This window comes from Neptunomonas antarctica (assembly GCF_001305295.1).
Taxonomy (GTDB): Bacteria; Pseudomonadota; Gammaproteobacteria; order Pseudomonadales; family Balneatricaceae; genus Neptunomonas; species Neptunomonas antarctica.
Genome location: NZ_LJSI01000027.1, coordinates 147,237 through 171,990, shown reverse-complemented (window position 1 = coordinate 171,990; position 24,754 = coordinate 147,237). Strand labels below are relative to the sequence as shown.

Genomic DNA, 24,754 nt, shown 5'->3' with positions numbered 1-24,754 from the left:
AAAACCGTGATTGAGCCAAGCCGTCTATTATTAGGTATCAATATTGATCATGTGGCAACACTTCGTCAGGCACGCGGTACGCGTTACCCTGATACTGTATTGGCCGCTGCTTTGGCTGAGGAAGCCGGTGCCGACGGTATTACGGTACATCTGAGGGAAGATCGTCGGCATATTCAGGATCGTGATATCTACTTGTTGAAAGAGACATTGCAAACCCGCATGAATTTTGAAATGGCAGTGACGGAAGAGATGATTGTGATTGCCTCAGAAATCAAGCCAAAGCATTGTTGTTTAGTGCCTGAAAAACGCGAAGAGCTCACTACCGAAGGTGGTCTAGATGTTGTCGGTCAGTTAGAAAAAATAAGGTCGGCTACACAACGCCTGGCTGCTAATGGTATTGAAGTTTCGCTTTTCATTGATCCGGACAATGCTCAGATAGATGCTACCATCGCGTGCGGTGCGCCTGTCATTGAACTGCATACTGGTGCTTATGCTGATGCAGAAACAGCAGTCCAGCAAAAGTATGAGCTGGCACGTATTAAACAAGCGGCAGCTTATGCGTATGAACGAGGCTTAATTGTTAATGCGGGTCATGGTTTGCATTATCATAATGTTGAACAGATCGCTGAAATCCCACAGCTGAATGAACTCAATATAGGTCACGGAATTATTGCCAGAGCCGTGTTTGTCGGTTTGAAAGAAGCTGTTGTTGAGATGCGGCAATTGATGTCAGCAGCGCAAGCACGGGTGCAGTTACAGCGAGATGCTTTAACAAGATGATCCAGGGTATTGGTACGGACATTCTTCAGATGGAGCGTGCCCGTGCTGCACTTCAGCGCACCCCGGGTATAGCAAAGCGTGTGCTAACGCCCAGCGAGTTAGATTCTTTCGAACAGTCAACTATCCCTGAACGTTTTTTTGCCAAGCGTTTTGCTGCTAAAGAAGCCGTTGTTAAAGCGCTGGGTACAGGAATAGGGCGCGGAGTGAGCTGGCAGCATATAGAAGTTGTTAATAACTCAATGGGCAAACCTGAAGTAAGGCTGTCTGCGGGTGCTGAAGAACATGCGCAGCGGCAGGGCATTATAAAAATACATATTTCATATAGTGATGAACAAGATTACGTGGTTGCTTTTGCCATCGCAGAATCCGTCTGAGCTAAACTGCAGCGCTGTTTTTTTACTCAAGTCTGTCTTTGGTGAGCGCTGCTATATCAAGTAGAGGGGCGGCATCTAACGACTCTGCACTCATCATGGTTGCCACTTGTTGCAGCGATGCTACAAGTGTCACCTGTTTCTCATCATCCAGGTTTTCAAATTGTTTAATAAACTCTTCATGAAGCAAAGGCGGCGCTGTTGTTAATGTTGTCTTGCCTATGTCCGTCAGACGAGCATTGACAATACGTCGATCTTTCTTACTTCTTACACGCTCTATCAGTAGACGGTCTTCCAGACGATTAAGAATAATCGTCACCGTTGCCTGGCTGAGAGATACATCATCTGAGATTTTTTTTACAGTAACATCACCCAAAAGATTGATAGCGCGTAGCACCATGACTTGAGGGATGGTAAGCCCCGAACTTTTCATGATTCGTTTAGATTGCATATCTGTGCAGCGAATAATGCGACGAAGCGAAATTAAGACTTCTTGCCAATACGGAGTGTTATTCATTGTCGATTCCAAGAAATCAAAGTATAACATTATATAAAAATAATCTTGTTTCACAAGGTGCGATAATGTTTCACAAGAGCTTAATTAATTTGAACTCTAATGATTAGACGTGTAAGTTATGTTACCTTATAGAGACAAATCTAGGAAGTGGGAAATTATATGAAGTCATTTTTGATAGCCGTACCGTTGTTGATTGCGAGTACTTTTGTGCAGGCTGATAACACCTGTGGAAAAGTCACCATTGCAGATATGAACTGGAGTTCAGCTAGTTTGATCGCCAATGTTGACCGTTTCATTCTTGAACATGGTTATGGCTGTGATGCTGAACTCGTACCAGGTGATACGATGCCAACAGGTACCGCCATGATTGAAAAGGGTGAACCTGACATTGCTCCGGAGATGTGGAGCAATGCAATGAAGGATGCGTTGGATAAAGGGGTTGCTGAAAAACGCTTACGTTTTGCTGGGAAATCCCTGTCTGATGGTGGAGAAGAAGGTTTCTGGGTTCCACAGTACATGGTTGATAAAGACCCGAGCCTGGCAACGATTGAAGGCATTATCAAGAACGCTGCTCTGTTTACGCATCCTGAAGATCCTGAACGGTCAGGCTTCTATGGCTGTCCGGCTGGTTGGAACTGTCAGATTTCATCAGGAAACTTATATAAAGCCCTGAATCTTGAAGAAGCAGGATTTGATTTGATTGACCCGGGTTCGGGTGCTGGTTTATCCGGTTCCATTGCTAAAGCTTATGAGCGTAAGGAAGCGTGGTTTGGCTATTACTGGGCACCTACGGCGGTGTTGGGTAAATATAAAATGGTCAAAGTCGATTTTGGTTCAGGCATAGATAAGGATGAGTTTACGAGCTGCACGTCAGCTGAAAACTGTCTTGAACCTAAAGTGACTATGTATCCGCCATCTTTAGTACAAACCCTGACAACAGAAAAATTTGCTGCTGCATCACCAGCTGTTTTTGACTATTTGTCTAAACGTTCATTTAAAAATAGCCAGATGAACGAACTACTTGCCTGGATGGAAGACAATCAGGCGACGGGTGATATAGCGATGGAATATTACCTGGTTAATAACAAAGATGACTGGATGCAGTGGGTTCCTGCAGAGGTTGCTGCAAAAGTGGAAGCAGCATTGGATAACCTGTAGTTTTGATGATTCGGTCAGCCTTTGCTGACCGTTTCTTTTTTTGTCTTGTTTGATCTTTAGAGGTACCCGCATGGCTGAATCGTCATGGTTAAAAGAGTTCCCCGAGATGGATCGTGTAGACCTACTTGCGATTCGTAAGGGTCTGGATAGTGCCTATCGCGAATTTTCCAGAGAATACGGGGAAGTCATTGAATCTTTTTTTGACCCCTTGCTTACTTTTTTGGTGTGGTTCGAAAAACTATTACTCACAACGCCGTGGTGGATAGTTATCATCACGTTGACAGCCTTGGTTTATCTGGCGAGCCGCTCCTGGAAGCTATCATTGAGTGTCGTCCTATCGTTCCTTGCTATCGGTTATTTTGGTATGTGGGAACACACCATGGAGACCCTGAGTATCATCACTGTCTGTACCTTATTAGCCATAGCCTTAGGTATTCCTATCGGTATTGTCATGGCACGCTCAGACAGAGCACGCAGCGTCATTACGCCGTTGTTGGATATTATGCAGACGATGCCAGCATTCGTGTATCTGATACCGGTCGTGATGCTGCTGGGTATAGGTAAGATTCCGGGCGTCATAGCCGTTATTATTTATGCCATTCCTCCGGTTATTCGTTTGACTAACTTAGGAATACGGCTTGTTGATTCTGAAGTGATGGAAGCAGCTACGGCTTATGGTGCTAGTTCTACTCAGCGATTATTTGGCGTTCAAATACCCCTGGCAATGCCCACTATTATGGCGGGTATCAACCAGACGATTATGATGGCGTTATCCATGGTAGTTATTGCTTCTATGATAGGGGTGAAAGGGCTAGGACAGCCGGTATTGAAATCGATTACTAATCAATACTTCACATTAGGTTTGTTTAATGGCCTGGCCATTGTTGCACTCGCCATTATTTTTGATCGTGTTTCGCAAGCTTATGCAAAACGAACTCAACGACATATGTAAGGTATAGATAATGCCTGAACCACTGATCCAAATAGAAGGTCTTTACAAACTCTTCGGTAAGAACCCTAAATCCGTCATGTCTATGGTACATGAGGGGCGATCGAAAGATGATATCCTTGCCGAAACGGGCCATACCTTGGGCTTGAAGGATATTAATTTAACCATCAATAAAGGGGAGATTTTTGTCATTATGGGCCTATCCGGGTCTGGTAAATCGACATTGATCCGCCACTTTAACCGTTTGATTGACCCGACCGAAGGCGTCATCAGAGTCGATAATATTGACGTGATGAAACTCTCGCCTAAAGAGTTGGAGGAATTCAGACGATATAAAATGTCGATGGTATTTCAGCGCTTTGGCTTGATGCCGCACCGAACCGTGCTTGAAAATGTGGGCTATGGCCTGGCAGTACAAGGACAGAGTAAAGCGGCATGGACGGCTAAGGCGACTGAATGGCTTGAAACAGTTGGTCTGGCTGGGTATGAGGCGCAATATCCATCGCAACTATCGGGCGGGCAGCAACAGCGTGTTGGCTTGGCACGTGCTTTGTGCACCGATGCCGAAATTCTCTTGATGGACGAAGCCTTTTCAGCACTGGATCCGTTGATCCGTAGCGAAATGCAAGATCAGTTGATTGAGCTACAAGGCAAGTTGCATAAAACGATTATCTTTATTACGCATGATCTGGATGAAGCACTCAGATTAGGTGACCGTATCGCCATTTTGAAAGATGGTGAAATGGTTCAACAGGGGACACCAGAAGATATTCTTCTTAATCCTGCGGATGATTATGTAGAAGCGTTCGTTAAGGATGTTAATCGCGCCAGAGCGCTCACCGTTGAAACGGTGATGAAACCACCTTCTGGAAGGATTACTGCTGATACCATTGCCGAAGCGCTGGTGCAGATGAAAGCGCTTAAAGGTAACCATGGTTATTATGTTAACGATGATGGTTATCAGGGCATAGTCACTCTGGATGCTTTGGAAGCATGTAGCGATGATGGATCGCAGCAGATGAGCGCCGATATTTGGCAAGAGTTACCGGCTATTTCACCGGATGCGATGTTAGAAAGTGTTATTCCAGAAACGCTGGAAGCTGACTACCCACTGCCTGTTGTGGATGAAGAGGGTAACTTAAAAGGTGAACTCTCGCGTCATAATATTGCTGAAATACTGGGCGGGGCGGAAAAGCACGTAGAAGAAAAAATATAATATCGACTATCGCTGTTGCCATTTTTTGCACAATTCACTAAATGGTAGCAGTGATATTTTCACAATGCAGCCGCGTCCTTTATCAGTTCTCGTTATAAGTGCTCCTTAAAAGTATTCACAAGCAATTCAGCTTACAGTTCCGCACTTCACACCCCCCCCCCCTATCGAATTCTATCTACCGCTTCTCCTGACCATTTCCCGAAATAGTTTATAAAAATCACGATGCTTTAATTTACTATATTATGAATACAGAGGGTAAAATTCAGAAACTAAGCGTGACCTTGGTGTTGATTGGCATTGAGAGTATTAGTACTGGGTAAGTGTGGGGGAACAGTAGTTATCTTCTCGTTTTCATACAAGGCTCAGATAGGAGAAAAGTGATGGATAAGTTAGATGATTTGCACTGCGAAGCTTGCCGGGTGGGTGTGCCGCAGATTACAGCGGACGAACTGCAGGCGTCAATGCCTCAGATCCCTGAATGGCATATTGAAACCCGCCATGGTATTACGCAACTGGAACGGACGTATTCGTTCAAAAACTTTATTGAAGCCATGAAGTTTACGCAAAAAGTGGCCGATCTGGCGGAAGCGGAAGCACACCATCCCGCTATTCTGACAGAATGGGGTAAAGTGACGGTAACCTGGTGGACTCATAAAATTCAGGGGTTGCATCGTAACGATCTGATTTGTGCCGCTAAAACAGACGGCTTGAATCGCTAATAAATAACAAAGCTAAATTACAAAGCTAATCTAGAGAGCTACTTAGAGGGCTGTCTGGAAAATTAAGGAGATTTAATGTCGATTCCCGGAAAAGAGATTTATCGTGGTTACGATGAGTTTGGTGTCATACGGGTATTGGATGATGGTTATAAGCGCTATCTGTCCTTTGGCGATGTTGATGAACAAAGTTGTTGGTTGAAAAGTGAGCCCGCTATACCGCAGCATGAGTACGTGCGTGCGATGTTGTTAGTGCTGCTATTTTGTGAGCCCAAGCGCTGTATTAGCCTGGGTCTGGGTGCAGGGAGTCTTAACACGTGTTTACATTTTAATTTTCCTTCACTCAAGCAGGAAGTTGTGGAACTTCGCTCGGGTGTCATTGATGCGGCTTATAAATATTTTCAGTTGCCGCGTAGTAAGCGGCTGCAATTGCATAACATGGATGCACAAGATTTTTTACAGAGTGTGGAGAGTAAACTAGCCGATATTATTTTTAGTGACATATACGGGCCGGATGGATTAGATGAGCAACAGCTTCAACCAGATTTTATACATGAATGTTATCACCGTCTAAAGCCTGATGGTTGGCTGGTACTGAACTGCTGGCGCGATCATCAGAGTGAAGCAACCTTGAGTCTCTTGCGTGAGTTATTTCCGGATATTCGTAGTTGTGCGACACAAAGTGGTAACTGGTTAATTTTCGCCGGAAAAAGTATCGACATACAATCCGGCAAGCAGCTTAAAAATAACGCACGTGAATTAACTCAGCGTTTAGGCTTTTCGTTGGGTACACCGCTAAGTAAATTGAAAGAACACCAAGAACGCGCATTATAACGTGGGGTATGTGTTTTCATAAAATTAAGATATATCTCAGATGCAGAGACACTGTTAGTTAATTTGACTCCTGATTTTAGGGTCTTTATTATTCTCTGCTAGAACACTAAGGTATAATATCCAATATTCTTAGTCCATTTTGTTTTAAGACGCTAGCAGGTAAATCAAATGAGTACAGAGTTTCCTACGATTGCTGATTATGTTGGAAAAACCCCGTTGGTACGTTTGCAGCGTATTGGTGAAAATCAACGTGGTAATGTGATTCTGTGTAAGCTTGAGGGCAATAATCCTGCTGGTTCAGTAAAAGATAGGCCGGCATTAAGTATGATTGAGCGAGCGGAACAGCGGGGTGATATATCACCTGGTGATACGCTGATTGAAGCGACGTCTGGTAATACGGGTATTGCTCTGGCCATGGCGGCGGCTATTAAAGGTTACCGTATGGTACTGATTATGCCGGATAACATGAGTATGGAACGTAAAACGGCGATGACGGCCTATGGTGCGGAATTAATTTCTGTTACCAAAGCACAGGGTATGGAACATGCGCGTGATCTGGCACTGTCAATGCAAGAAAAAGGTCACGGTACGGTCTTAGATCAGTTTTCAAATAGTGACAATCCTGAGGCGCATTATAGAGGGACAGGACCAGAAATATGGGCCCAGACTCAAGGACGGATTACGCATTTTGTCAGCTCCATGGGGACTACTGGCACGATTATGGGCACTTCGCGCTTTCTTAAGGAGCAAAATCCTGAGGTGAGCATTGTTGGGCTTCAGCCACAAGAAGGGTCTCAGATTCCCGGTATCCGGCGTTGGCCTGAGGCCTATCTGCCCACCATTTTTGATGCAACCAGAGTCGATAAAGTAATAGATATTACCCAGCAGGATGCAGAAAATACAATGCGCGACCTGGCGACGAAAGAAGGGATTTTCTGCGGAGTCTCTTCCGGAGGGGCTGTTGCAGGTGCTTTGCTGCTAAGTGAGCAGGTAGAAAACGCAGTGATTGTCTGCATTATCTGCGATCGGGGTGACCGGTACTTGTCAACCGGGGTATTTGACCCCATATAACCTATACTGAAAAAGCCGCTAAGCGGCTTTTTTTATAATGAGTATAGGATGATTTTATTTGAGCATGGAACTTGCTTGTAATTAGAGGTCATACAAAATTGAACGTTCGACTCTATGTATGAAGTGAATAACCCTGTGTATTGCTTTGGGTTATTTGTTCTTTGCCATAATAAAAAAGAATCGTTATAAAAACGACAGAGTCGAGAGTAAAGGAGTGGCAATTAGCCATGGTGAAGGTTCGTGAAGATCATCCCGTTCGTGATGACGGAACAGTCGATTTGGATTTGTGGTTGTGGCGTTTACAGCAACAGATAGAAATTAACGATGTGGAGCAGGTGCGTCACGCCTGTGAAATAGCAAAGCAGGTTTGTGAACAGACGGATGTCCTGTCAAATAATAGCTACCTGACAGGCTTGGAAATGGCCCAGATTCTGGCTGAGCTACAACAGGATCAAGAGTCAATTATTGCTGCGATTCTGTACCGCAGTGTGAGAGAAGATAAACTTAAATTAGATACCGTTAAAAACCAATTTGGCCCCGTTATTGGCAGGCTAATTGAAGGTGTCTTACAGATGGCTGCGATTGGTAGTCTCACTAATCCACGTGTTGAACACTCCGTCTTAGGTGCTAACGCACGTCAGATTGATACCTTCCGTAAGATGCTGGTGGCCATGATTGATGACGTGCGTGTAGCGCTGATCAAAATCGCCGAACGTACCTGTGCAATACGTGGTGTAAAAGAAGCGTCCCGCCGCAAACGTTACCTGGTCGCCCGTGAAGTCTTTGATATTTATGCTCCATTAGCTCATCGCTTAGGTATTGGTCATATCAAATGGGAGTTGGAAGATCTCTCGTTTCGCTATTTGAAACCCAATGATTATAAGCATGTAGCCCAGTTGCTGGATGAAAAGCGGCTGGATCGTCAGCAGTTCATCAATAATGTCGTAGGTACCCTGAAGCGTGAGTTAAAAGCACAAAATATTGATGCTAATGTCGATGGTCGGGCGAAACACATCTATAGCATCTGGCGAAAAATGCAGCGTAAAAATATCGAGTTTAGCCAGGTATATGATGTACGGGCACTACGTATTCTGGTGCCAGAAATAAGAGATTGCTACACCGCATTAGGTATCATCCACGGTTTGTGGCGCAATATTCCCCATGAATTTGATGACTACATAGCATCACCCAAACCCAATGGTTACCGGTCATTACATACGGCTGTATTCGGTCCGGAAGGAAAGGTACTGGAAGTCCAGATTCGCACCTCCGAAATGCACGAAGAAGCTGAGTTAGGTGTGTGTGCGCATCATTTATATAAAGGTACGGATCTTAATTCTAAAAGTGATGCTTATGAAGATAAGATCGCCTGGTTACGACAGGTGCTGGAATGGCATGATGACCTGGGAGATACGGAAGCTTTCGGTGATATCTTGCGTGGCGATGTGGTGCAGGACCGGCTCTATGTATTTACCCCGGATGGACATGTTATTGACATGCCTTTGGGGGCGACTGCTCTGGATTTTGCGTATCGTGTCCATACTTCCATTGGTCACCGCTGCCGGGGTGCCAAGGTTAATGGCCGAATTATTTCATTGAATAAACCGTTGAAAACGGGTGACCAGGTAGAGATATTAACGGCAAAAGATGAGCAGCCCCGCCGCGATTGGCTGAATACGAATATTGGTTATCTGACGACATCGCGTGCCCGTGCAAAAGTAGCGCACTGGTTCAAAATGCAGGATCGAGATAAAAATGAAGAAGCGGGCCGCCAGATGGTTGAACGTGAGTTCAAACGTTTAGCGATTGCGATGCGTGAAGTCGATATGCTGCATCTGGCGCAAGAAGTAAATCATAAAACAGCGGAAGATGTGTTTGCAGCCTTAGGGGGCGGCGATCTTCGTTTGTCGCAGATATTAAATGCGGCACAGCGACAAGTCGAAACACCGGCGGATAATGAACAGCTGGATCTGGTTCTGCCTGTGATTTCGCGGGATAAGAAAAAGAAACAGAGTAGCTCTGATATTCGTATTTTGGGTGTGGGTAATTTATTGACAACGATGGCTACTTGTTGCAAACCCGTACCGGGTGATCCTATTGTAGGATTTATCACGCATGGGCGTGGTGTTTCCATTCATAGAGAAGATTGTAATAATTTATTGAATCTGCGTGAAAATGAAGCAGAACGGGTTGTAGCTGTTGATTGGGATGAAGAGGGTGAAACCACTTATCCTGTTGATCTCAGTATTGAAGCCTATGACCGTTCCGGGCTACTTCGGGATGTGATGATGGTGCTGGCAAATGAAAAAATGAATATTCTGACGGCCAATACAGTAACGAATAAGCATAGTAACCTCGCGCATTTAACCATGACGGTTGAAATTTCACGTTTGGAACTCTTGGGTCGTATTATGGATAAAATTAGTCAGGTACCTAATGTGGTGGATGTTCATCGTCAACGTAGCGGCTTTCAGCAGTGAGTATCCCCTATGTATTATCGGACCTTATTTATCTGATGGGGCGTCTGAGGGATCCTGAGTATGGCTGCCCGTGGGATTTACAGCAGGATTTCAGTACGATTGTGCCGCATACACTGGAAGAGGCCTACGAGGTAGCCGACACCATTGAGCGTAAGGATTGGGCGCATCTGGAAGACGAGCTGGGCGACCTGTTGTTTCAGGTGATCTTCTATAGTCAGCTGGGAAAAGAGCAATCTTTATTTGAATTTAACTCCATTGTTAATCAACTGGTGACAAAGCTGATTCGCCGTCACCCTCATGTTTTTCCGGATGGGAAGCTCAGCACACCTCCGGGAGAGGCCGTGCTTTCTGAAGCAGAGGTCAGCGCGAACTGGGAGATAATCAAACAGCAGGAGCGGGCCGGCAAGAAAAAAACCGGGATTCTGGACGATGTTCCGCGAGGCCTGCCTGCACTGAGCCGCGCCGATAAATTGCAAAAGCGAGCATCGCAGGTCGGCTTCGACTGGAATGATCCGTTACTTGTGTTAGATAAAATGGAAGAAGAAATTGCTGAGCTTCGTGAAGCCATTGAGCAGGGTAATCAGGCAGCCATTCTGGATGAAATGGGCGATGTGATCTTTACTCAGGTCAATCTTGCACGCCACTTAGGGGTTAAAGCCGAAATTGCTTTACGATCGACTAATCAGAAATTTGAGCGGCGTTTTAACTATGTTGAAGCCTGCGTAGAAAGCTCTGGCCAAACTTGGGATACCTATTCTCTGGACGAACTTGATCAGTTCTGGAGCGAGGCAAAGCAGCAAGGATTATGAAAATGGCATGGTTCGTATTGGCGGTCATGATAATGGCAGGGCTAGGCTACTGGAACTGGCAGAAAGGGCAAGTGCAACTGAATGCGCTCAAAAGCAGCGGGTTTGATGTATCCGACGACCTAAAAGGTCAGCCTCGCTTAGTCGTTGATCGCAAAAACAAGCAGATTGCATTGGTAACGGCATCGGGTTATCGGATTATTCCGATGGTTTCTCTGATTGCCAGCGACATGTTATTTGATCGTGGTGTACAAATGGAGCAAGACTTCCGTATTGAGTTGCAACTGATAGCCTCTGTGCAACCAGCAGGTCCTGTTTATTATGAAAATGAAACGCTGGCCCGAATGGCGTTAGATAAGTTGCACGCTGCACTTCGTTAAATTGCGGAAACACCTATTAAGAGCTCCGTCGCCAGTCTCATATTACCTTATTTACTAAAGCTGTTTTATTAAGCACTGTCTACTAAAGCCTGATTTGTGCTAATCATAAATAATACCTATGCTCTGTTATTGGGTATACACGAAGGAGTTGGGTATGAATGATCTGCATGAAGCCTTACGCGATGATGTCAGGATGTTGGGTGGTAGTCTTGGGCAGACAATAGAAAAACATCTGGGCAAAGATTTTCTGGACAAAGTAGAACGGGTTCGAAAGTTGGCTAAAGCGGGTCGCCATGGTACGGAAAGTGATAGAGCAAGTTTACTGACTGAGCTTAAGGGGCTCAGTGAGGATGAAATGCTTCCTGTCGCTCGCGCGTTCACTCAATTTCTTAATCTTGCTAACATTGCTGAAGAGCACCATCGGGTACGTAGACATCAGGAAATTTGTGACCTGGAAGCAGCCGATTCCTATGTTCAGCTATTAAAAAAACTGAAAGGTGATGGTCTTGCAGCAGAGAAAATAGTGCAGACTCTGGTAGAGATGCAAGTTGATTTGGTACTAACGGCTCACCCTACTGAAGTTAACCGCCGAACACTGATTCAGAAATATGATTCTATTACTGATTGCTTGCGGGGTTTAGATCGCGGTGAGTCTTCGCAGCATCGTTTAAATGAACTGATTAGTCAGATCTGGCATACCAATGAGATCCGCCATGTTCGTCCCACGCCAATTGATGAAGCAAAGTGGGGCTTTGCTGTTATTGAGAATTCGCTCTGGGAAGCGGTTCCTGCGTTTCTAAAGCGCCTTGACGAACAAACGCGTGCCATTCTTGGTCAGGGTTTACCACTGGAATGTTCACCTATACGATTTGCTTCCTGGATGGGTGGTGACCGTGATGGAAATCCTAACGTCACCGCGACCGTTACCGAGGAGGTGCTGATGCTGTCTCGTTGGATGGCTGCTGATCTCTATATACGTGATATTGATGCGTTACGTGCCGAATTATCGATGCATGCATGCAACCATGAGTTACGCGCGCGGGTGGGTGATGCGGCAGAGCCTTATCGCCACCTGTTAGGTGAAGTACGCGATGCACTGATGTGTACCCAAAGTTGGATAAAACAGCATTTAAGCCAGCAGGGGCTTGATAGCCATTGTCCGATGCTAACCTCCGAAGAGTTACTTGAACCGTTGCTGCTGTGCCACCGATCTTTGCTCGAGTGCGGTATGGATATTATTGCAGAGGGACCGCTGGAAGATATTATCCGGCGTATCGGTTGTTTTGGTACAACACTTGTCAGACTGGATATCCGACAGAGTTCAGACCGTCACGCACAGGTTTTTGAAGAGATATCGCAGTTTTATGGCTTAGGCTCATATACGCAATGGACAGAAGAAGGTAAACAAGCCTTCCTCCTGAAAGAATTACAAAGCAAGCGTCCATTGATCCCTCGTGACTGGAATCCGTCTGCTGAGGTACAAGAAGTACTGGATACCTGCAAAGTCGTAGCCACAGCAGACCCTGCTGCACTGGGTTCTTATGTTATATCCATGGCCAGCCATCCTTCCGATGTGTTGTCCGTTATTTTGTTGTTGCGTGAGATGGGCATCAAGCATGATATTCGTGTCGTTCCGTTGTTTGAAACGCTGGACGATCTGGATAATGCGCGCAACTGTATTGACGCTCTGCTCTCCGTATCCTGGTACAAACAATATACCCATGGTCATCAGGAAGTGATGATCGGTTACTCTGATTCCTCCAAAGACGCCGGCCAGTTAGCGGCGGCCTGGGGGCAGTTTAAAGCTCAGGAAGCGTTAACCGAGGTATGCCAGGCATATAACGTGCATCTGACACTGTTTCATGGACGTGGCGGCACCGTCGGACGGGGGGGAGGCCCAAGCCACACAGCGATACTCGCGCAGCCTCCCGGGTCGGTTGATCGTAGTTTACGTGTGACCGAGCAGGGTGAGATGATCCGTTTTAAATTCGGCATACCGGAACTGGCCATACGCAATCTGGAACTTTATACCGGCGCTGTATTGGCTGCTACACTTTCCCCTGAACCTTCACCGCAACACGTCTGGCGTGATCAGATGGAGAAAATGGCACAGACAGGCTTTAATGCGTATCGCTCGGTCGTGCGGCATGACCCACAGTTCGTTGCTTATTTTCGGGCTGTCACACCAGAACAGGAACTCAGTAAATTGCCTCTGGGTTCTCGTCCGGCTAAACGCAAGGCCGATGGCGGTGTGGAAAGTTTGCGTGCTATTCCGTGGATTTTTGCCTGGACGCAGATTCGTCTGATGTTGCCTGCCTGGTTAGGTTCAGATACGGCATTGGAAACGGCTGTGCGCGATAACGAATTGCCGGTACTGCATGAGATGTATGCACAATGGCCATTCTTTCGCTCATACGTCGATATGCTGGAGATGGTGTTGGCGAAAAGTGATACACGCCTGACGGAGTATTATGAATCCCGCCTGGTATCCGAAGAGTTAAAAGTATTAGGTTCCAGTTTGAGGCATCGTCTAACGATTGCGGTAGAAAAAGTATTGGAAATTAAACAGTGCGAGCAATTGCTGGTGGGTAATCCAGTGATTCAGCAATCTATCGATGTGCGTAATCCATACATTGATCCACTCCATTTTTTACAGGCCGAGCTGCTGTATCGTGATCGTAATCATCCTGACCAGCGTCTGGAACAGGCATTGATGGTGACGATGGCGGGCATTTCTGCCGGTATGCGAAATACGGGTTAAATCTTATGTCGGGGTTGAGCCAGAGGCCGCTTTGGCTTAATCTCGCTGATTCGGTTAATAAAAAACGTAGTTTTTTGCCGAAAAATCCAGGCAAATGAGCCTTTTTGGGGTGTTTTCAGCAAAAAGCTAGTGCTAATGTCGAATTGTCGGCATTAGCGTGCGCCAGTATGGTTCTTATCCATCATCGTGCATATCTGCGTTGAAATGAATTTTTAACGTAAAGATCAGCGTTAAGTCCGACAGACCACTAGCCATATAATGAGTGTTAGTCGTTTATGGTAGTTAGCTGTTTATGATAGTGCACCGGGCACAGCAAACGAATTCAATTTATTAAAGTTAGAGTAAAGGAAATCCTTAATGCGTATTATTCTTCTTGGCGCACCAGGCGCTGGTAAAGGCACACAAGCGCAATATATCACCGAGAAGTACAGCATTCCTCAGATCTCAACGGGCGATATGCTACGGGCGGCGGTAAAAGCGGGTACTCCGATTGGCGTAAAAGCTAAAGCGGTGATGGATGCAGGTGAATTGATCTCTGACGATATTATTATCGGTCTGGTGAAAGAGCGTATTGCACAAGCTGATTGTGAAAACGGCTTTCTATTCGATGGTTTCCCGCGCACTATTCCTCAGGCAGATGCTCTGAAAGAAGCGGGCGTGGTTATTGATGCCGTTGTTGAAATTGATGTTGCAGATGAAGAAATCATCAAACGCATGAGCGGGCGTCGTGTGCATCCGGGTTCAGGCCGCACTTACCATCTGATTTTTAACGCACCTAAAGTCGAAGGTAAGGATGATGCTACAGGTGAAGATCTGGTGCAGCGTGCTGATGATGTAGAAGAAATCGTTCGTGACCGTCTCAACGTTTATCACGACCAGACTGCTCCGTTGATCAGTTATTATAAGAATTTTGAAGATGATGTAGTGACTGCACCTAAGTACGTTTATGTACCGGGAGTAGGTACGGTTGATGACATCCGCGATGCTGTTTTTTCTGGTTTAGCATGATCTGAAGCGTTTCATAAAAAGGCTCAACAAGATCAGGTAGTAGTCAAACAGCATTCAAACACTCGTTCAAACGAAAAAAAGCCGCCTTAAGCGGCTTTTTTGCTTTGTAGAGATCATCAGAAGCCGATCATCCAAAGCAATACTGGGTTTTTGAATACTTCTTCGGGATAATAGGCGTTTTCTTGCTAATCGATACACGCATGGGCCTGACTCTATTAAAACTGCAATTATACCTATCAATTTAGGTTCCCCTGATAAGTCAGAACCAAAAGCAGAAAAGCGTTATCTGAGAGAGTTTCTGTCACCTTGCACAGCAACAGATTAAAGTCATTGACCTTGTCTGCCATGCTTTTACGGTAGATTGTCTGGAAACGCTGGAAGAGATCGCAGAAGACAACAAAGAAGTCTTTCATCAAGCCGGTGGAGAGGCCTATCGATATATCCCGGCAGTGAATAGTACACCCGCGTTTATTGAAGCGTTGGCAGTGTTAGTACAGGAACAGGCCGCTGATTGGCTGATGTTAGATAATCGAACAGATGAGGAAAGTAATGCAGTCTGAATTAGTATTTGGCTTCCATGCCGTTAAGACCACCCTGAAATATGATGCCGAGCGTGTACAGCGGGTGATTCTGCTTAAAGGGCGTGAAGATGATAGGTTGAACGAATTACTGGAAGCGCTTGGCGATGTTCGCGTTGAGCGGATCCCCAGACAAAAAATGGATGAAATGGCACAGGGAGGCGTCCATCAGGGAGTCATCGCCGTCTGTACGCCTATGGAATCTAAAGATGAACGCTTTCTCTATCAGTTGTTGGATCGGTTGGATGAAGCCCCTTTCTTATTAGTATTAGATGGCGTTACTGATCCGCATAATCTTGGTGCCTGTTTGCGTACTGCTGATGCGGCGGGTGTTCATGCCGTGATCGCGCCCAAAGATAAATCGGCTCCGCTTAACTCAACTGTGTCTAAAGTAGCCTGTGGTGCAGCAGAAGTGATGCCTTATGTGCAAGTCACCAATCTTGCCCGTACGTTGCAAGAACTTCAGCAAAGAGGTATCTGGATTACGGGGACCGCAGGCGAAGCTGATCAGCTGGTTTCTCAAGCCAGTTTAACCGGACCTATGGCGCTGGTGATGGGGGCTGAAGGTAAGGGTATGCGGCGTTTAACCCGTGAAGGTTGTGATTTTTTGGTGAAAATCCCAATGGCCGGTGAAGTTAGTAGTTTGAATGTTTCTGTGGCTACTGGGGTGTGTTTGTTTGAAGCGGTACGTCAACGTAAGTTATAGTAAATTTTATACTTATGTATTTTGTTAAGGATGACATGATGAAGCATATACTGGTTTACGGTGATTCTTTAGCCTGGGGTATTATTCCGGGAACCCGAAAACGTTTGTCGTTTAATAAACGTTTATCGGGTGTGGTTGAAAGCCAGCTGTTAGCACAGGGACAGGCCGTTCGTGTTATTGAGAATTGCCTGAATGGAAGACGCACCGTATGGGATGACCCATTTAAAGCAGGTCGTGACGGCTCCGAAGGCCTTGCTCAGGCCATTGAAATTTGTTCACCGTTAGCGCTTGTAGTGTTGATACTCGGCACAAACGATTTTCAGGTGATGCATCCTCACAATGCCTGGATGTCGGGGCAGGGGATGGAAAAATTGATTACCATTATTCGTCAGGCCCCGATAGAACCGGGAATGCCTGTTCCTGACATATTAATGGTCGTGCCACCAAAAATGCTATCTCCAACAGGTCCGGTTGCCGACAAATTTGAAGGGGCCGAGCATAAATGTATAGGGCTGGCTGAAGCCTACAAAAAAGTAGCCGCAGAGCAACAGGTTTATTTTTTTGACTCAGCAGATATAACAACAGCGAGTAGAGTTGATGGAATCCATCTGGATGAAAATCAGCATCAGCTGTTGGGGCAGGCGCTGGCAGACGTGATCAAATGCATTGTTAAAATTCAGGAATAGGGAGTAGGGAGCAGTGACGGTGATTATTAATCTTCAAGATACACTTGGGTTGGATGAAGTTGTCACGTTATACCGTGCTAATGAGTGGTCGGCTGCAGCAAAACCTGACTTATTAATGGCAGCGCTGAGTAACTCTGATAGCGTTGTGACCGCGCGTATTGCCGGCAAGTTGGTTGGCTTGGGGAATGCTATCTCCGATGGTTACCTCGTGGTTTATTATCCTCATCTGTTAGTGCACCCTGCCTTTCAGGGACAGGGGGTTGGACGTCAGCTCATGGAAGCCATGCAGCAAAAGTACAGAGGTTTTCATCAACAGATGCTGACGGCCGATGGTGATGCCGTTGAATTCTATAAGCATCTGGGATTTGAGCGGGCAGGAGCCACAGAGCCCATGTGGGTTTATGCGGGAAGTGATCATTGAAAAACGCCCTGACTGCTAAATCAGGGCGCTTTATAACGAGAGCGCACTTGTCTTAGGTTTTTGATATTGGAGCCCTTGTAAATTAGGCTCCAATTACCTCGGTGACATGGTGTGCAATCATGGCTTCTTCATTGGTCGGTATTACCCGGATGACCACTTTACTAGCGGCAGCATTAATAACGGAGAGGCTTGCTTCGTTAGCAGCATCATCAATAATAGCTCCCAACCACTGACTGCGTTTCAGAACACGTTGTCGCAAGTTCGCATCATTTTCACCTACCCCACCGGTAAAAACTATCTGTTCCAAGCCTTCCATTGCTGCAGAAAGCCGTCCGAGTTCTAACGCTATTCTGTAGGCCAGCATATCGATCGCTTCTTCAGCTTCAGGCGTATGCGCCTGATGCAGCGTCAACATATCTGACGATAGCCCCGAAACACCTAACCAGCCGCTTTCCTGATAAATCAGTTTTTCCAGTGCGTCTGTGTCCATATGATGATGGCGTTGCAGGTAAAGCAGAACACCGGGGTCAATATTGCCACATCGGGTACCCATGGGTAGCCCGTCAACGGCGGTAAAGCCCATTGTTGACGCAATGCTCTTACCTTGATGTATCGCGCACATGCTGGCTCCGGCACCCAGGTGGCAGACAATCGTTTTTGCCAGACTCGCTTCGGTAGAGAGTCGTTTCAGTGTTTTCTGAATATATTCATAAGAGAGCCCATGAAAACCGTAGCGATGAATACCTTCCTTCGTGTATTTTCGGGGGATGGCGTAATGACGCTCAACGGCGGGCTGGCCTACATGAAATGTAGTATCGAAGCAGGCTACTTGAGGAAGATCAGGCTTGAGTGCCTGACAGGCTTCAATCAACAGCAAATTATAAGGTTGGTGCAACGGCGCTAAGGGAATGAACGCCTCTAGTGCTGTCATCGTCGGACTATCAATCAGTACGGGTGCCGTAAAAAGCTCACCCCCATGGACAACACGATGGCCAAAAGCGGTTAACCTTAGATGGGGCGCATGTTCTTCTAACCAATTTAAGACAGTCCTCAGCGCTGCCTTATGGCGTTCATTTTTTGGAACATGCGAGATGTCTATCGTCGGTGGTGTTATTTTATTACCACTACTGTCCGATAGCGTGATGCGGGGCTCTCCCAGAATATTTCCCAATTTGAATTGGTAAATAGGTGTTTCTTCATGGCTGGCCGTTTTAAAAAGAGTACATTTAAGGCTCGATGATCCACCATTAATCGTCAGAATTGTTTGCATACTGTTCTCTACGATACCGGATGATGGACTATGTGCGATGCCAGCGCACAGGAGGCAAGACGACCGAGCGGTGTTTCTGCACGGCTGGTCAGGATAATAGGTACTTTAGCGCCCATAGCGATACCTGCAGATTTGGCATCGGCCAGGTAGATCAACTGTTTGGCAATCATATTGGCGGCTTCCAGATCAGGAGCCAGTAGAATATCCGCGTCGCCAGAGACGGGAGAATTAATATGTTTATCGATAGCTGCTTGCAGGGAGATAGCGTTATCGAAAGCTAAGGGGCCATCCAGCAAACCGTGAGTAATTTGTCCACGATCCGCCATTTTGCATAGGCATGCTGCATCGATGGTGCTTGGCATAGACGCTTTTACTTTTTCTACGGCCGCCAGAATAGCCACTTTAGGTTGTTCGACACCGAGAGCACGACAAAAATCAATGGCGTTTTGGACGATATCACGCTTAGTCATCAAATCCGGCACGACATTAATGGCGGCATCTGTAATGACTAATGGCTTGTGGTAATTAGGTATATCAAAGACGAATACATGACTGAGACGACGTTCGGTTCGAATCCCGGCTGTTTTATGGAGAACAGCACTGATAAGTTCTGAACTGCCTAAGTCGCCCTTCATGATGGCTTCCACTTTACCTTGTTTAACCAGCTCACAGGCTTTCTCCGCGGCGGCATGACTATGTTCAACATCGATAATTTCATAACCTGATACATCCAGATTATCTTTTTCTGCCGCCGCCAAAATTTTGGCTTTAGGGCCAATTAGAATGGGCACAATGAGGTTATGTTGCGCAGCTTCAATCGCTCCCATCAAACCATTGTGATCTACCGGGTGCACAACAGCCGTAATAATAGGACGTGCTTTAACGGCTTGTTCAATAAAGAACTCAAGCTGGTTGTGTATAGGAGGCGTCTCTTTAAGAATCATAATCAATATACCTTAACGTGAGTATTACCCGCATATCTGGGTATTCGTAAATAATCTGAATGTAGTCTAATACAACATAGTTTAATACAATGTCATGATTATGACGCAGTGCAACAATGCGTTTTGGTGACCTATATCATTAAGTCTCATAATTATTATGGCGTGGTTAGTTCTGAGTGTTTTGAAAAAGGCGCCAGGTCAATTTTACTTTGTTTAATAAGTGCGTGGGTTAAGTCATTAGCTAACGGCGTTTTTAGATTCCATACATGCCAGTAAAGAGGCACCGATAAATAATAACCTGGTTTTATATCAATAACTTGACCTGATTTAATGAGACTGGAACCTTGCTGGTCAGGAACCATTCCGGCAGCAAACCCTTTGATGATAAAGTCGACAAACGCTTCAGAGGAGGGGACGCGATGTGAAGGGTAATCACCGGGTGAAATGTCAAAGAATTGTTGTAAATACCGATGCTGCAGTGCGTCTTTATGGTTGTATTCAACAATAGGTGCCCGCATCAGATTATGTTTATCAAACCCTGGCGGTAGATATTGTTCTACGTAGCCCGGTGATGCCAGGCAACGGTAAATAGATACACCTAAGGGAATACAGTGGCAACCTTGCAGCGGAGTAGCGCTTGAGCTGATGCAGCCCATAACTTCCCCACTACGCAGCAGATGCTGTGTCTGATCCTGATCATCAACTTTAAGATCCAATAGTACGTCATGTTGCTTTAAGATCGGATCAATGGCCGGTAAAAACCAGGTTGCCAGACTGTCTGCGTTGATGCCAATGGACAGTCTGATATGCCCCGATTTCAATACAGGATTAAGTTCTGATATGACTTCATTTTGTAGCATCTCAATCTGTCGAAAATGCTTAAGTAATGTTTGGCCAGCAGGCGTTGGGCTTATTGGATTGGAGCGAATGAGTAATGTTTGCCCGACCATCTCTTCAAGTTGTTTAATGCGTTGAGAAACGGCGGATTGAGTCACATGCAGTCGTTGAGCCGCGCGTTCGAAGTTCTGTTCGTCAAGAACAGTAGATAGGGCTTTGAGTTGTTTATAATCAATCATAAGAAATTCTAATCAAATATTAAAATCATTAGTTATACTTAATTATATTCCTGACTCATCATATCAACCAGCGATTTTTCGGGAAAATAAGATGTTAATTTATATGGCTAAAGGGTTTTTGGCTGCCGCTGCGTTGATTATGGCTATCGGTGCACAAAATGCTTTCGTACTGGCTCAGGGAGTTAGGCGCCAGCATCATTGGCCTGTCGCCATCATCTGTATTCTGAGTGATATGCTTTTTATTAGTTTGGGCATGTTAGGCGCAGGCGTTGTTATTCAGCAATGGCCAGTGGCGCTTGATTTGTTTCAGTTAGGCGGTTTTATTTTCTTATGTGCTTATGGGTATAAGGCATTCAGGGCATTTTTATGTACGCCCGGTCTGTCAACCAGTCAGGCAAAAGGGGATTTGAAATCAGCGCTAATAACGGCGCTGGTGGTGAGTTGCTTGAATCCGCATGTGTATCTGGACACGGTGGTTTTATTGGGCAGTATTGGTAATCAATTTACGGGAAACGAAAAGAATAGCTTCTGGATAGGGGCTATTTTGGCTTCACTGAGCTGGTTTGTTGTATTAACGCTCTTAGCAAAATGGCTGTCGCCTTGGCTGGGAAAACCGCATGTGTGGCGGTGGGTAGAAGCGCTGGTCGCGTTAATGATGTGGACTATTGCTGCCTGGTTGTTTATGGCATTGATTAATTAAAGGCGTAACATGAAAAAACCCGCCGAAGCGGGTTTTCAATCGCCATGGATTTTTTGTTCATATATTTATATGAACCAGACTTACAGAGGTTGCTTTAATGTGGCTTGATAAGGAGGCCAGCCCATCGCTTTTCCCGCTAAAACATGAAGGTGAATATGATAAACCGTTTGTCCTCCGTGGCTATTGCAGTTAAACACCGTCCGGTAACCATCTTCTGCAACACCCTGATTTAAAGCAATTTTACCTGCTGTCATTATCATATGGCCGAGCAGTTCCCGATCTTCTTCTGTGATGTCATTGAGTGTGCTGATATGTTTTTTAGGGATAACCAGAAAGTGTAGTGGAGCTTGTGGATTAATATCATTAAATGCAATGACATGTTCATCTTCATAAATAACCTGAGCGGGTATATCTTTAGCAATTATTTTGCAAAAAAGGCAGTCCATTTTTATTCTCTGTTTTGTATAAGTTGGGTTGAAGTATAACGAGGTCGTTCAGTAGAGCTCAAGTTTCTCTTTAGGTGGATAGTGATAGCCGGCCATGACGATATTTTTTGGTGTGACTGATTCCAGGTGAACGTCAAATCCCCAGAGATGGTGGATATGTTTTAGTACTTCGTCCGTGTCTGCGGCGAGTGGTTGGTTATTATGCATGAAATGTCTTAGTGTTAATGAGCGGTTGCCACGCACATCAACATTATAAACCTGAATATTAGGTTCCCGGTTACCCAAATTATATTGTGCGGATAAATCTTCACGAATCTTGCGGTATCCCGGCTCATTATGAATGGCAGAGACTCGAAGAGTTGTTTTTTCCGAGTCATCTATAATCGAGAATAATTTAAGCTCTCTGATCAGATGCGGCGAAAGGAACTGCAGTATAAAGCTTTCATCTTTATAGTTACGCATAGCGTGATCTAATGTTGTTTGCCAGTCACTACCTGCGATGTCTGGAAACCATTCACGATCTTCGGGTGTAGGGTTTTCACAGATACGCCGGATATCCTGCATCATATTGTACCCGAGCGTGTAAGGATTGATCCCCGAAAAATGGTCACTGTCAAACGGCGGTTGATAGACCACGCTGGTATGTGAGTGTAAAAACTCCATCATAAAACCATCATTGACTAAGCCTTCATCATAAAGCTGATGCAGTAATGTGTAGTGCCAAAAACAAGCCCAGCCCTCGTTCATTACCTGAGTCTGGCGTTGTGGGTAAAAATATTGAGCGATTTTTCGGACGATCCGCACAATTTCACGCTGCCATGGTTCGAGTAGCGGTGCGTTTTTTTCAATAAAATAGAGAATATTTTCTTCTGGCTCCAAAGGGTAGCTGGGGAGCTTATGGGTGTCGTCTTCATCTTCTTTTTTGGGAATAGTATTCCATAATCGGTTGATATGACGTTGGTTGTATTCTTCCCTGGCGTCGAGCCTTTCCTTTTCCTCATCGGCTGTCAGTGGTTTTGGGCGTAAATATCTATTCACACCATAATTCATAAGGGCATGGCAAGCATCCAGTATGCTTTCTACTTCATCAATACCGTGACGTTCTTCACATTGTGCGATGTAGCGTTTAGCAAAAACGAGATAATCTACAATAGCAGAGGCATCGGTCCAGGTTTGGAATAGATAATTTCCTTTAAAAAAGGAATTATGGCCGTAGCAAGCATGTGCAATCACCAGCGCCTGCGTTGTCATTGTATTTTCTTCCATCAGGTAGGCGATACAAGGATTGGAGTTGATAACAATTTCGTAGGCCAATCCCATCTGGCCTCGTTTATAACGGTTTTCAGTTTCAACAAACTGTTTTCCGTAAGACCAGTGATGGTAGTTCAGGGGCATTCCCACCGATGCATAGGCATCCATCATCTGCTCAGAGGTGATTACCTCAATCTGATTGGGATAGGTGTCCAGTCCAAAATCTGCGGCGATACGGCCAATCTCATGATCATATTTTTCAATGAGTTCGAAGGTCCATTCGGCACCGGTTGAGATAGGCTGTTTTTTTTTCATGCTTCCCCCTTCGTTTTTCGTTCAAACAGGCGACGGAACACGGGAAAGATATCGGCCATATCTTCTATAGGCTGCATCGCAAATTGTTCAGGGTGGTTATCGTGTATCTGCTGGTACTCGTGCCATAAATTTTGATGGGGGCCATTGGTAATTTCAACGTAGGCGAAATACTGTACCAGTGGCAGAATTTTCTCGTTCAGCAGTTCAGAGCACCTGTGCGAGTCGCCTTCCCAGTTATCACCATCCGATGCTTGTGCAATGTAGATATTCCATTCATGACGAGGATAGCGCTCCTGTAAAATTTCAGCCGTCAGTTCCAAAGCACTGGAGACAATCGTCCCCCCGGTTTCACGTGAGTAGAAAAACTCTTCTTCATCGACTTCTTTGGCATGCGTATGGTGACGCACAAAGACGACTTCAATTTGCTTGTAGTTGCGATTTAAAAACAGATATAAAAGGATAAAGAAACGTTTCGCAATCTCTTTTATTGACTGAGTCATAGAGCCAGAAACATCCATGATGCAAAACATCACAGCTTTACTTGATGGCATAGGTGTTTTAACAATATTGTTATATCTCAGGTCAAAATCGTCGATAAAAGGCAGCTTTTTTTTGTTCTTTTCTAAAACACCTATTTGTTCACGCAGCGTATGCATTTGCTGATTCCGTTCAAGCGTTACCGGCTCATTTTCCAGGCTCCACAGTTGCTTTTTGAGTTCTCTGATTTCATTCCGATGGCTGCCTGAGAGAGCAATGCGTCTTGCATGAGCGGCGCGCAGTGAGCGGACAATATTGAGTTTGTCCGGTGATCCCGCCTGCGTAAAACCGGCACGATGTGTTTCAAACAGGGTGGCATCCATGAGCTGTTTTTTTACCAGATAAGGGAGTTCCAAACCGTCAAACATGAAATCAAGAAACTCTTCCTGATTAATGGAGAAGGAAAAATCATCCTCACCTTCACCCTGGTTACTGGCCTGGCCTTGTCCTGCACCGCCACCACCGCCACCACCGCCTCCTTGTGGGCGCTGGAATTCATCGCCGGTATCAAATTCTTTATTACCTGGATATACCGGGGTTTGTTGACCGCCTTTGCCGTGATGAAATACCGGTTCAGACGTACCTTGTCTGGCTATAGTTATCTGACCGCCACGATTCATATCCTGAATAGAGCGCTTTTTGATCGATTCCTCAACGGCCTGCTTTATCTGTTTTTTATAGCGGCGCAAGAAGCGCTGTCGATTGACAGCACTTTTTTTCTTGCTATTGAGACGGCGATCAATGATGTAACTCATGCTCCGCACTCCTTAAGATAGG

Annotated in this window: 24 protein-coding genes and 1 pseudogene; 18 read left to right on the top strand and 7 right to left on the bottom strand. The window is 45.5% G+C overall.

The window, feature by feature from the left end; translation table 11 throughout:
- Window positions 1-6: 6 nt before the first annotated feature.
- Window positions 7-780 carry a pyridoxine 5'-phosphate synthase gene (gene pdxJ / locus Nant_RS06555; RefSeq protein ID WP_054340836.1) on the top strand — a complete coding sequence of 258 codons (774 nt, stop codon included), beginning with the start codon at window positions 7-9 and terminating at the stop codon, window positions 778-780.
- Window positions 777-1,154: a holo-ACP synthase gene (gene acpS, locus Nant_RS06550; protein WP_054340835.1), complete on the top strand. Its 378-nt coding sequence runs from the start codon at window positions 777-779 to the stop codon at window positions 1,152-1,154. Before pdxJ ends, acpS begins: the two co-directional genes overlap by 4 nt.
- Before the next feature lie 22 nt (window positions 1,155-1,176).
- On the opposite strand, the gene Nant_RS06545 is transcribed toward acpS, so the two are convergent.
- Window positions 1,177-1,668 carry a MarR family winged helix-turn-helix transcriptional regulator gene (locus tag Nant_RS06545; protein ID WP_054340834.1) on the bottom strand — a complete coding sequence of 164 codons (492 nt, stop codon included), beginning with the start codon at window positions 1,666-1,668 and terminating at the stop codon, window positions 1,177-1,179.
- A gap of 159 nt (window positions 1,669-1,827) precedes the next feature.
- Here Nant_RS06545 and Nant_RS06540 point away from each other — a divergent pair, with 159 nt between their 5' ends.
- The 15 genes and pseudogenes from Nant_RS06540 (at window position 1,828) to Nant_RS06475 (ending at window position 17,438) form a co-directional block, all read left to right on the top strand.
- On the top strand, window positions 1,828-2,826 hold the full coding sequence (locus Nant_RS06540) for an ABC transporter substrate-binding protein (protein ID WP_054340833.1): 999 nt from the start codon (window positions 1,828-1,830) through the stop codon (window positions 2,824-2,826).
- A 70-nt stretch (window positions 2,827-2,896) separates the two neighbouring features.
- A complete protein-coding gene (locus Nant_RS06535) occupies window positions 2,897-3,778 on the top strand; it encodes an ABC transporter permease (RefSeq protein WP_054340832.1) in 882 nt (293 codons plus the stop codon).
- Window positions 3,779-3,788: 10 nt separating this feature from the next.
- Window positions 3,789-4,991 (top strand): quaternary amine ABC transporter ATP-binding protein, encoded by a 1,203-nt coding sequence (locus Nant_RS06530; RefSeq protein WP_054340831.1) that lies wholly within the window; start codon window positions 3,789-3,791, stop codon window positions 4,989-4,991.
- 380 nt (window positions 4,992-5,371) lie between these two features.
- Window positions 5,372-5,710 carry a 4a-hydroxytetrahydrobiopterin dehydratase gene (locus tag Nant_RS06525; protein ID WP_054340830.1) on the top strand — a complete coding sequence of 113 codons (339 nt, stop codon included), beginning with the start codon at window positions 5,372-5,374 and terminating at the stop codon, window positions 5,708-5,710.
- 75 nt (window positions 5,711-5,785) lie between these two features.
- Window positions 5,786-6,541 (top strand): spermidine synthase, encoded by a 756-nt coding sequence (locus Nant_RS06520; protein ID WP_054340829.1) that lies wholly within the window; start codon window positions 5,786-5,788, stop codon window positions 6,539-6,541.
- Between the two features lie 168 nt (window positions 6,542-6,709).
- On the top strand, window positions 6,710-7,612 hold the full coding sequence (gene cysM, locus Nant_RS06515) for a cysteine synthase CysM (RefSeq protein WP_054340828.1): 903 nt from the start codon (window positions 6,710-6,712) through the stop codon (window positions 7,610-7,612).
- Window positions 7,613-7,839: 227 nt separating this feature from the next.
- Window positions 7,840-10,092 (top strand): GTP diphosphokinase, encoded by a 2,253-nt coding sequence (gene relA, locus Nant_RS06510; RefSeq protein ID WP_054340827.1) that lies wholly within the window; start codon window positions 7,840-7,842, stop codon window positions 10,090-10,092.
- On the top strand, window positions 10,089-10,901 hold the full coding sequence (gene mazG / locus Nant_RS06505) for a nucleoside triphosphate pyrophosphohydrolase (protein ID WP_274378323.1): 813 nt from the start codon (window positions 10,089-10,091) through the stop codon (window positions 10,899-10,901). Before relA ends, mazG begins: the two co-directional genes overlap by 4 nt.
- A 2-nt stretch (window positions 10,902-10,903) precedes the next feature.
- A complete protein-coding gene (locus Nant_RS06500; protein ID WP_054340826.1) occupies window positions 10,904-11,278 on the top strand; it encodes a hypothetical protein in 375 nt (124 codons plus the stop codon).
- Between the two features lie 154 nt (window positions 11,279-11,432).
- Entirely contained in the window at window positions 11,433-14,039 is a 2,607-nt protein-coding gene (gene ppc / locus Nant_RS06495) for a phosphoenolpyruvate carboxylase (protein ID WP_054340825.1), read from the top strand.
- A 357-nt stretch (window positions 14,040-14,396) separates the two neighbouring features.
- The gene (adk, locus tag Nant_RS06490) at window positions 14,397-15,047 is read left to right on the top strand and encodes an adenylate kinase (RefSeq protein ID WP_054340824.1); all 651 of its coding nucleotides are present in this window, start codon (window positions 14,397-14,399) and stop codon (window positions 15,045-15,047) included.
- Window positions 15,048-15,361: 314 nt separating this feature from the next.
- Window positions 15,362-15,607: pseudogene (locus Nant_RS21005) on the top strand (ferrochelatase); the annotation flags it as partial.
- Complete coding sequence (gene rlmB, locus Nant_RS06485; protein WP_054340823.1) at window positions 15,597-16,331, top strand: 23S rRNA (guanosine(2251)-2'-O)-methyltransferase RlmB; 735 nt, start codon at window positions 15,597-15,599, stop codon at window positions 16,329-16,331. The pseudogene Nant_RS21005 and the gene rlmB, both read left to right, overlap by 11 nt.
- Before the next feature lie 35 nt (window positions 16,332-16,366).
- The gene (locus tag Nant_RS06480; protein ID WP_238377082.1) at window positions 16,367-17,017 is read left to right on the top strand and encodes an SGNH/GDSL hydrolase family protein; all 651 of its coding nucleotides are present in this window, start codon (window positions 16,367-16,369) and stop codon (window positions 17,015-17,017) included.
- Between the two features lie 19 nt (window positions 17,018-17,036).
- On the top strand, window positions 17,037-17,438 hold the full coding sequence (locus Nant_RS06475; protein WP_238377081.1) for a GNAT family N-acetyltransferase: 402 nt from the start codon (window positions 17,037-17,039) through the stop codon (window positions 17,436-17,438).
- Window positions 17,439-17,520: 82 nt separating this feature from the next.
- On the opposite strand, the gene Nant_RS06470 is transcribed toward Nant_RS06475, so the two are convergent.
- From Nant_RS06470 to Nant_RS06460, 3 genes are all read right to left on the bottom strand, one after another.
- The gene (locus Nant_RS06470) at window positions 17,521-18,708 is read right to left on the bottom strand and encodes an acetate/propionate family kinase (RefSeq protein WP_054340820.1); all 1,188 of its coding nucleotides are present in this window, start codon (window positions 18,706-18,708) and stop codon (window positions 17,521-17,523) included.
- An 8-nt stretch (window positions 18,709-18,716) separates the two neighbouring features.
- Window positions 18,717-19,652 (bottom strand): bifunctional enoyl-CoA hydratase/phosphate acetyltransferase, encoded by a 936-nt coding sequence (locus tag Nant_RS06465; protein WP_054340819.1) that lies wholly within the window; start codon window positions 19,650-19,652, stop codon window positions 18,717-18,719.
- A 155-nt stretch (window positions 19,653-19,807) separates the two neighbouring features.
- Window positions 19,808-20,728, bottom strand: coding sequence for a LysR family transcriptional regulator ArgP (locus Nant_RS06460; protein WP_054340818.1), 921 nt, complete (start codon window positions 20,726-20,728; stop codon window positions 19,808-19,810).
- A 91-nt stretch (window positions 20,729-20,819) separates the two neighbouring features.
- On the opposite strand from Nant_RS06460, the gene Nant_RS06455 reads away from it, so the two are divergent.
- Window positions 20,820-21,428, top strand: a complete 609-nt coding sequence (locus Nant_RS06455) for a LysE/ArgO family amino acid transporter (protein ID WP_054340817.1) — start codon at window positions 20,820-20,822, stop codon at window positions 21,426-21,428.
- A gap of 80 nt (window positions 21,429-21,508) precedes the next feature.
- On the opposite strand, the gene Nant_RS06450 is transcribed toward Nant_RS06455, so the two are convergent.
- The 3 genes from Nant_RS06450 to Nant_RS06440 are packed head-to-tail and all read right to left on the bottom strand — an operon-like array spanning window position 21,509 to window position 24,732.
- Entirely contained in the window at window positions 21,509-21,874 is a 366-nt protein-coding gene (locus tag Nant_RS06450) for a histidine triad nucleotide-binding protein (protein ID WP_054340816.1), read from the bottom strand.
- Between the two features lie 48 nt (window positions 21,875-21,922).
- The gene (locus Nant_RS06445; RefSeq protein ID WP_054340815.1) at window positions 21,923-23,440 is read right to left on the bottom strand and encodes a SpoVR family protein; all 1,518 of its coding nucleotides are present in this window, start codon (window positions 23,438-23,440) and stop codon (window positions 21,923-21,925) included.
- Window positions 23,437-24,732 carry a YeaH/YhbH family protein gene (locus Nant_RS06440; protein ID WP_054340814.1) on the bottom strand — a complete coding sequence of 432 codons (1,296 nt, stop codon included), beginning with the start codon at window positions 24,730-24,732 and terminating at the stop codon, window positions 23,437-23,439. The genes Nant_RS06445 and Nant_RS06440 overlap by 4 nt, the downstream gene beginning before the upstream one ends.
- Window positions 24,733-24,754: the final 22 nt, after the last annotated feature.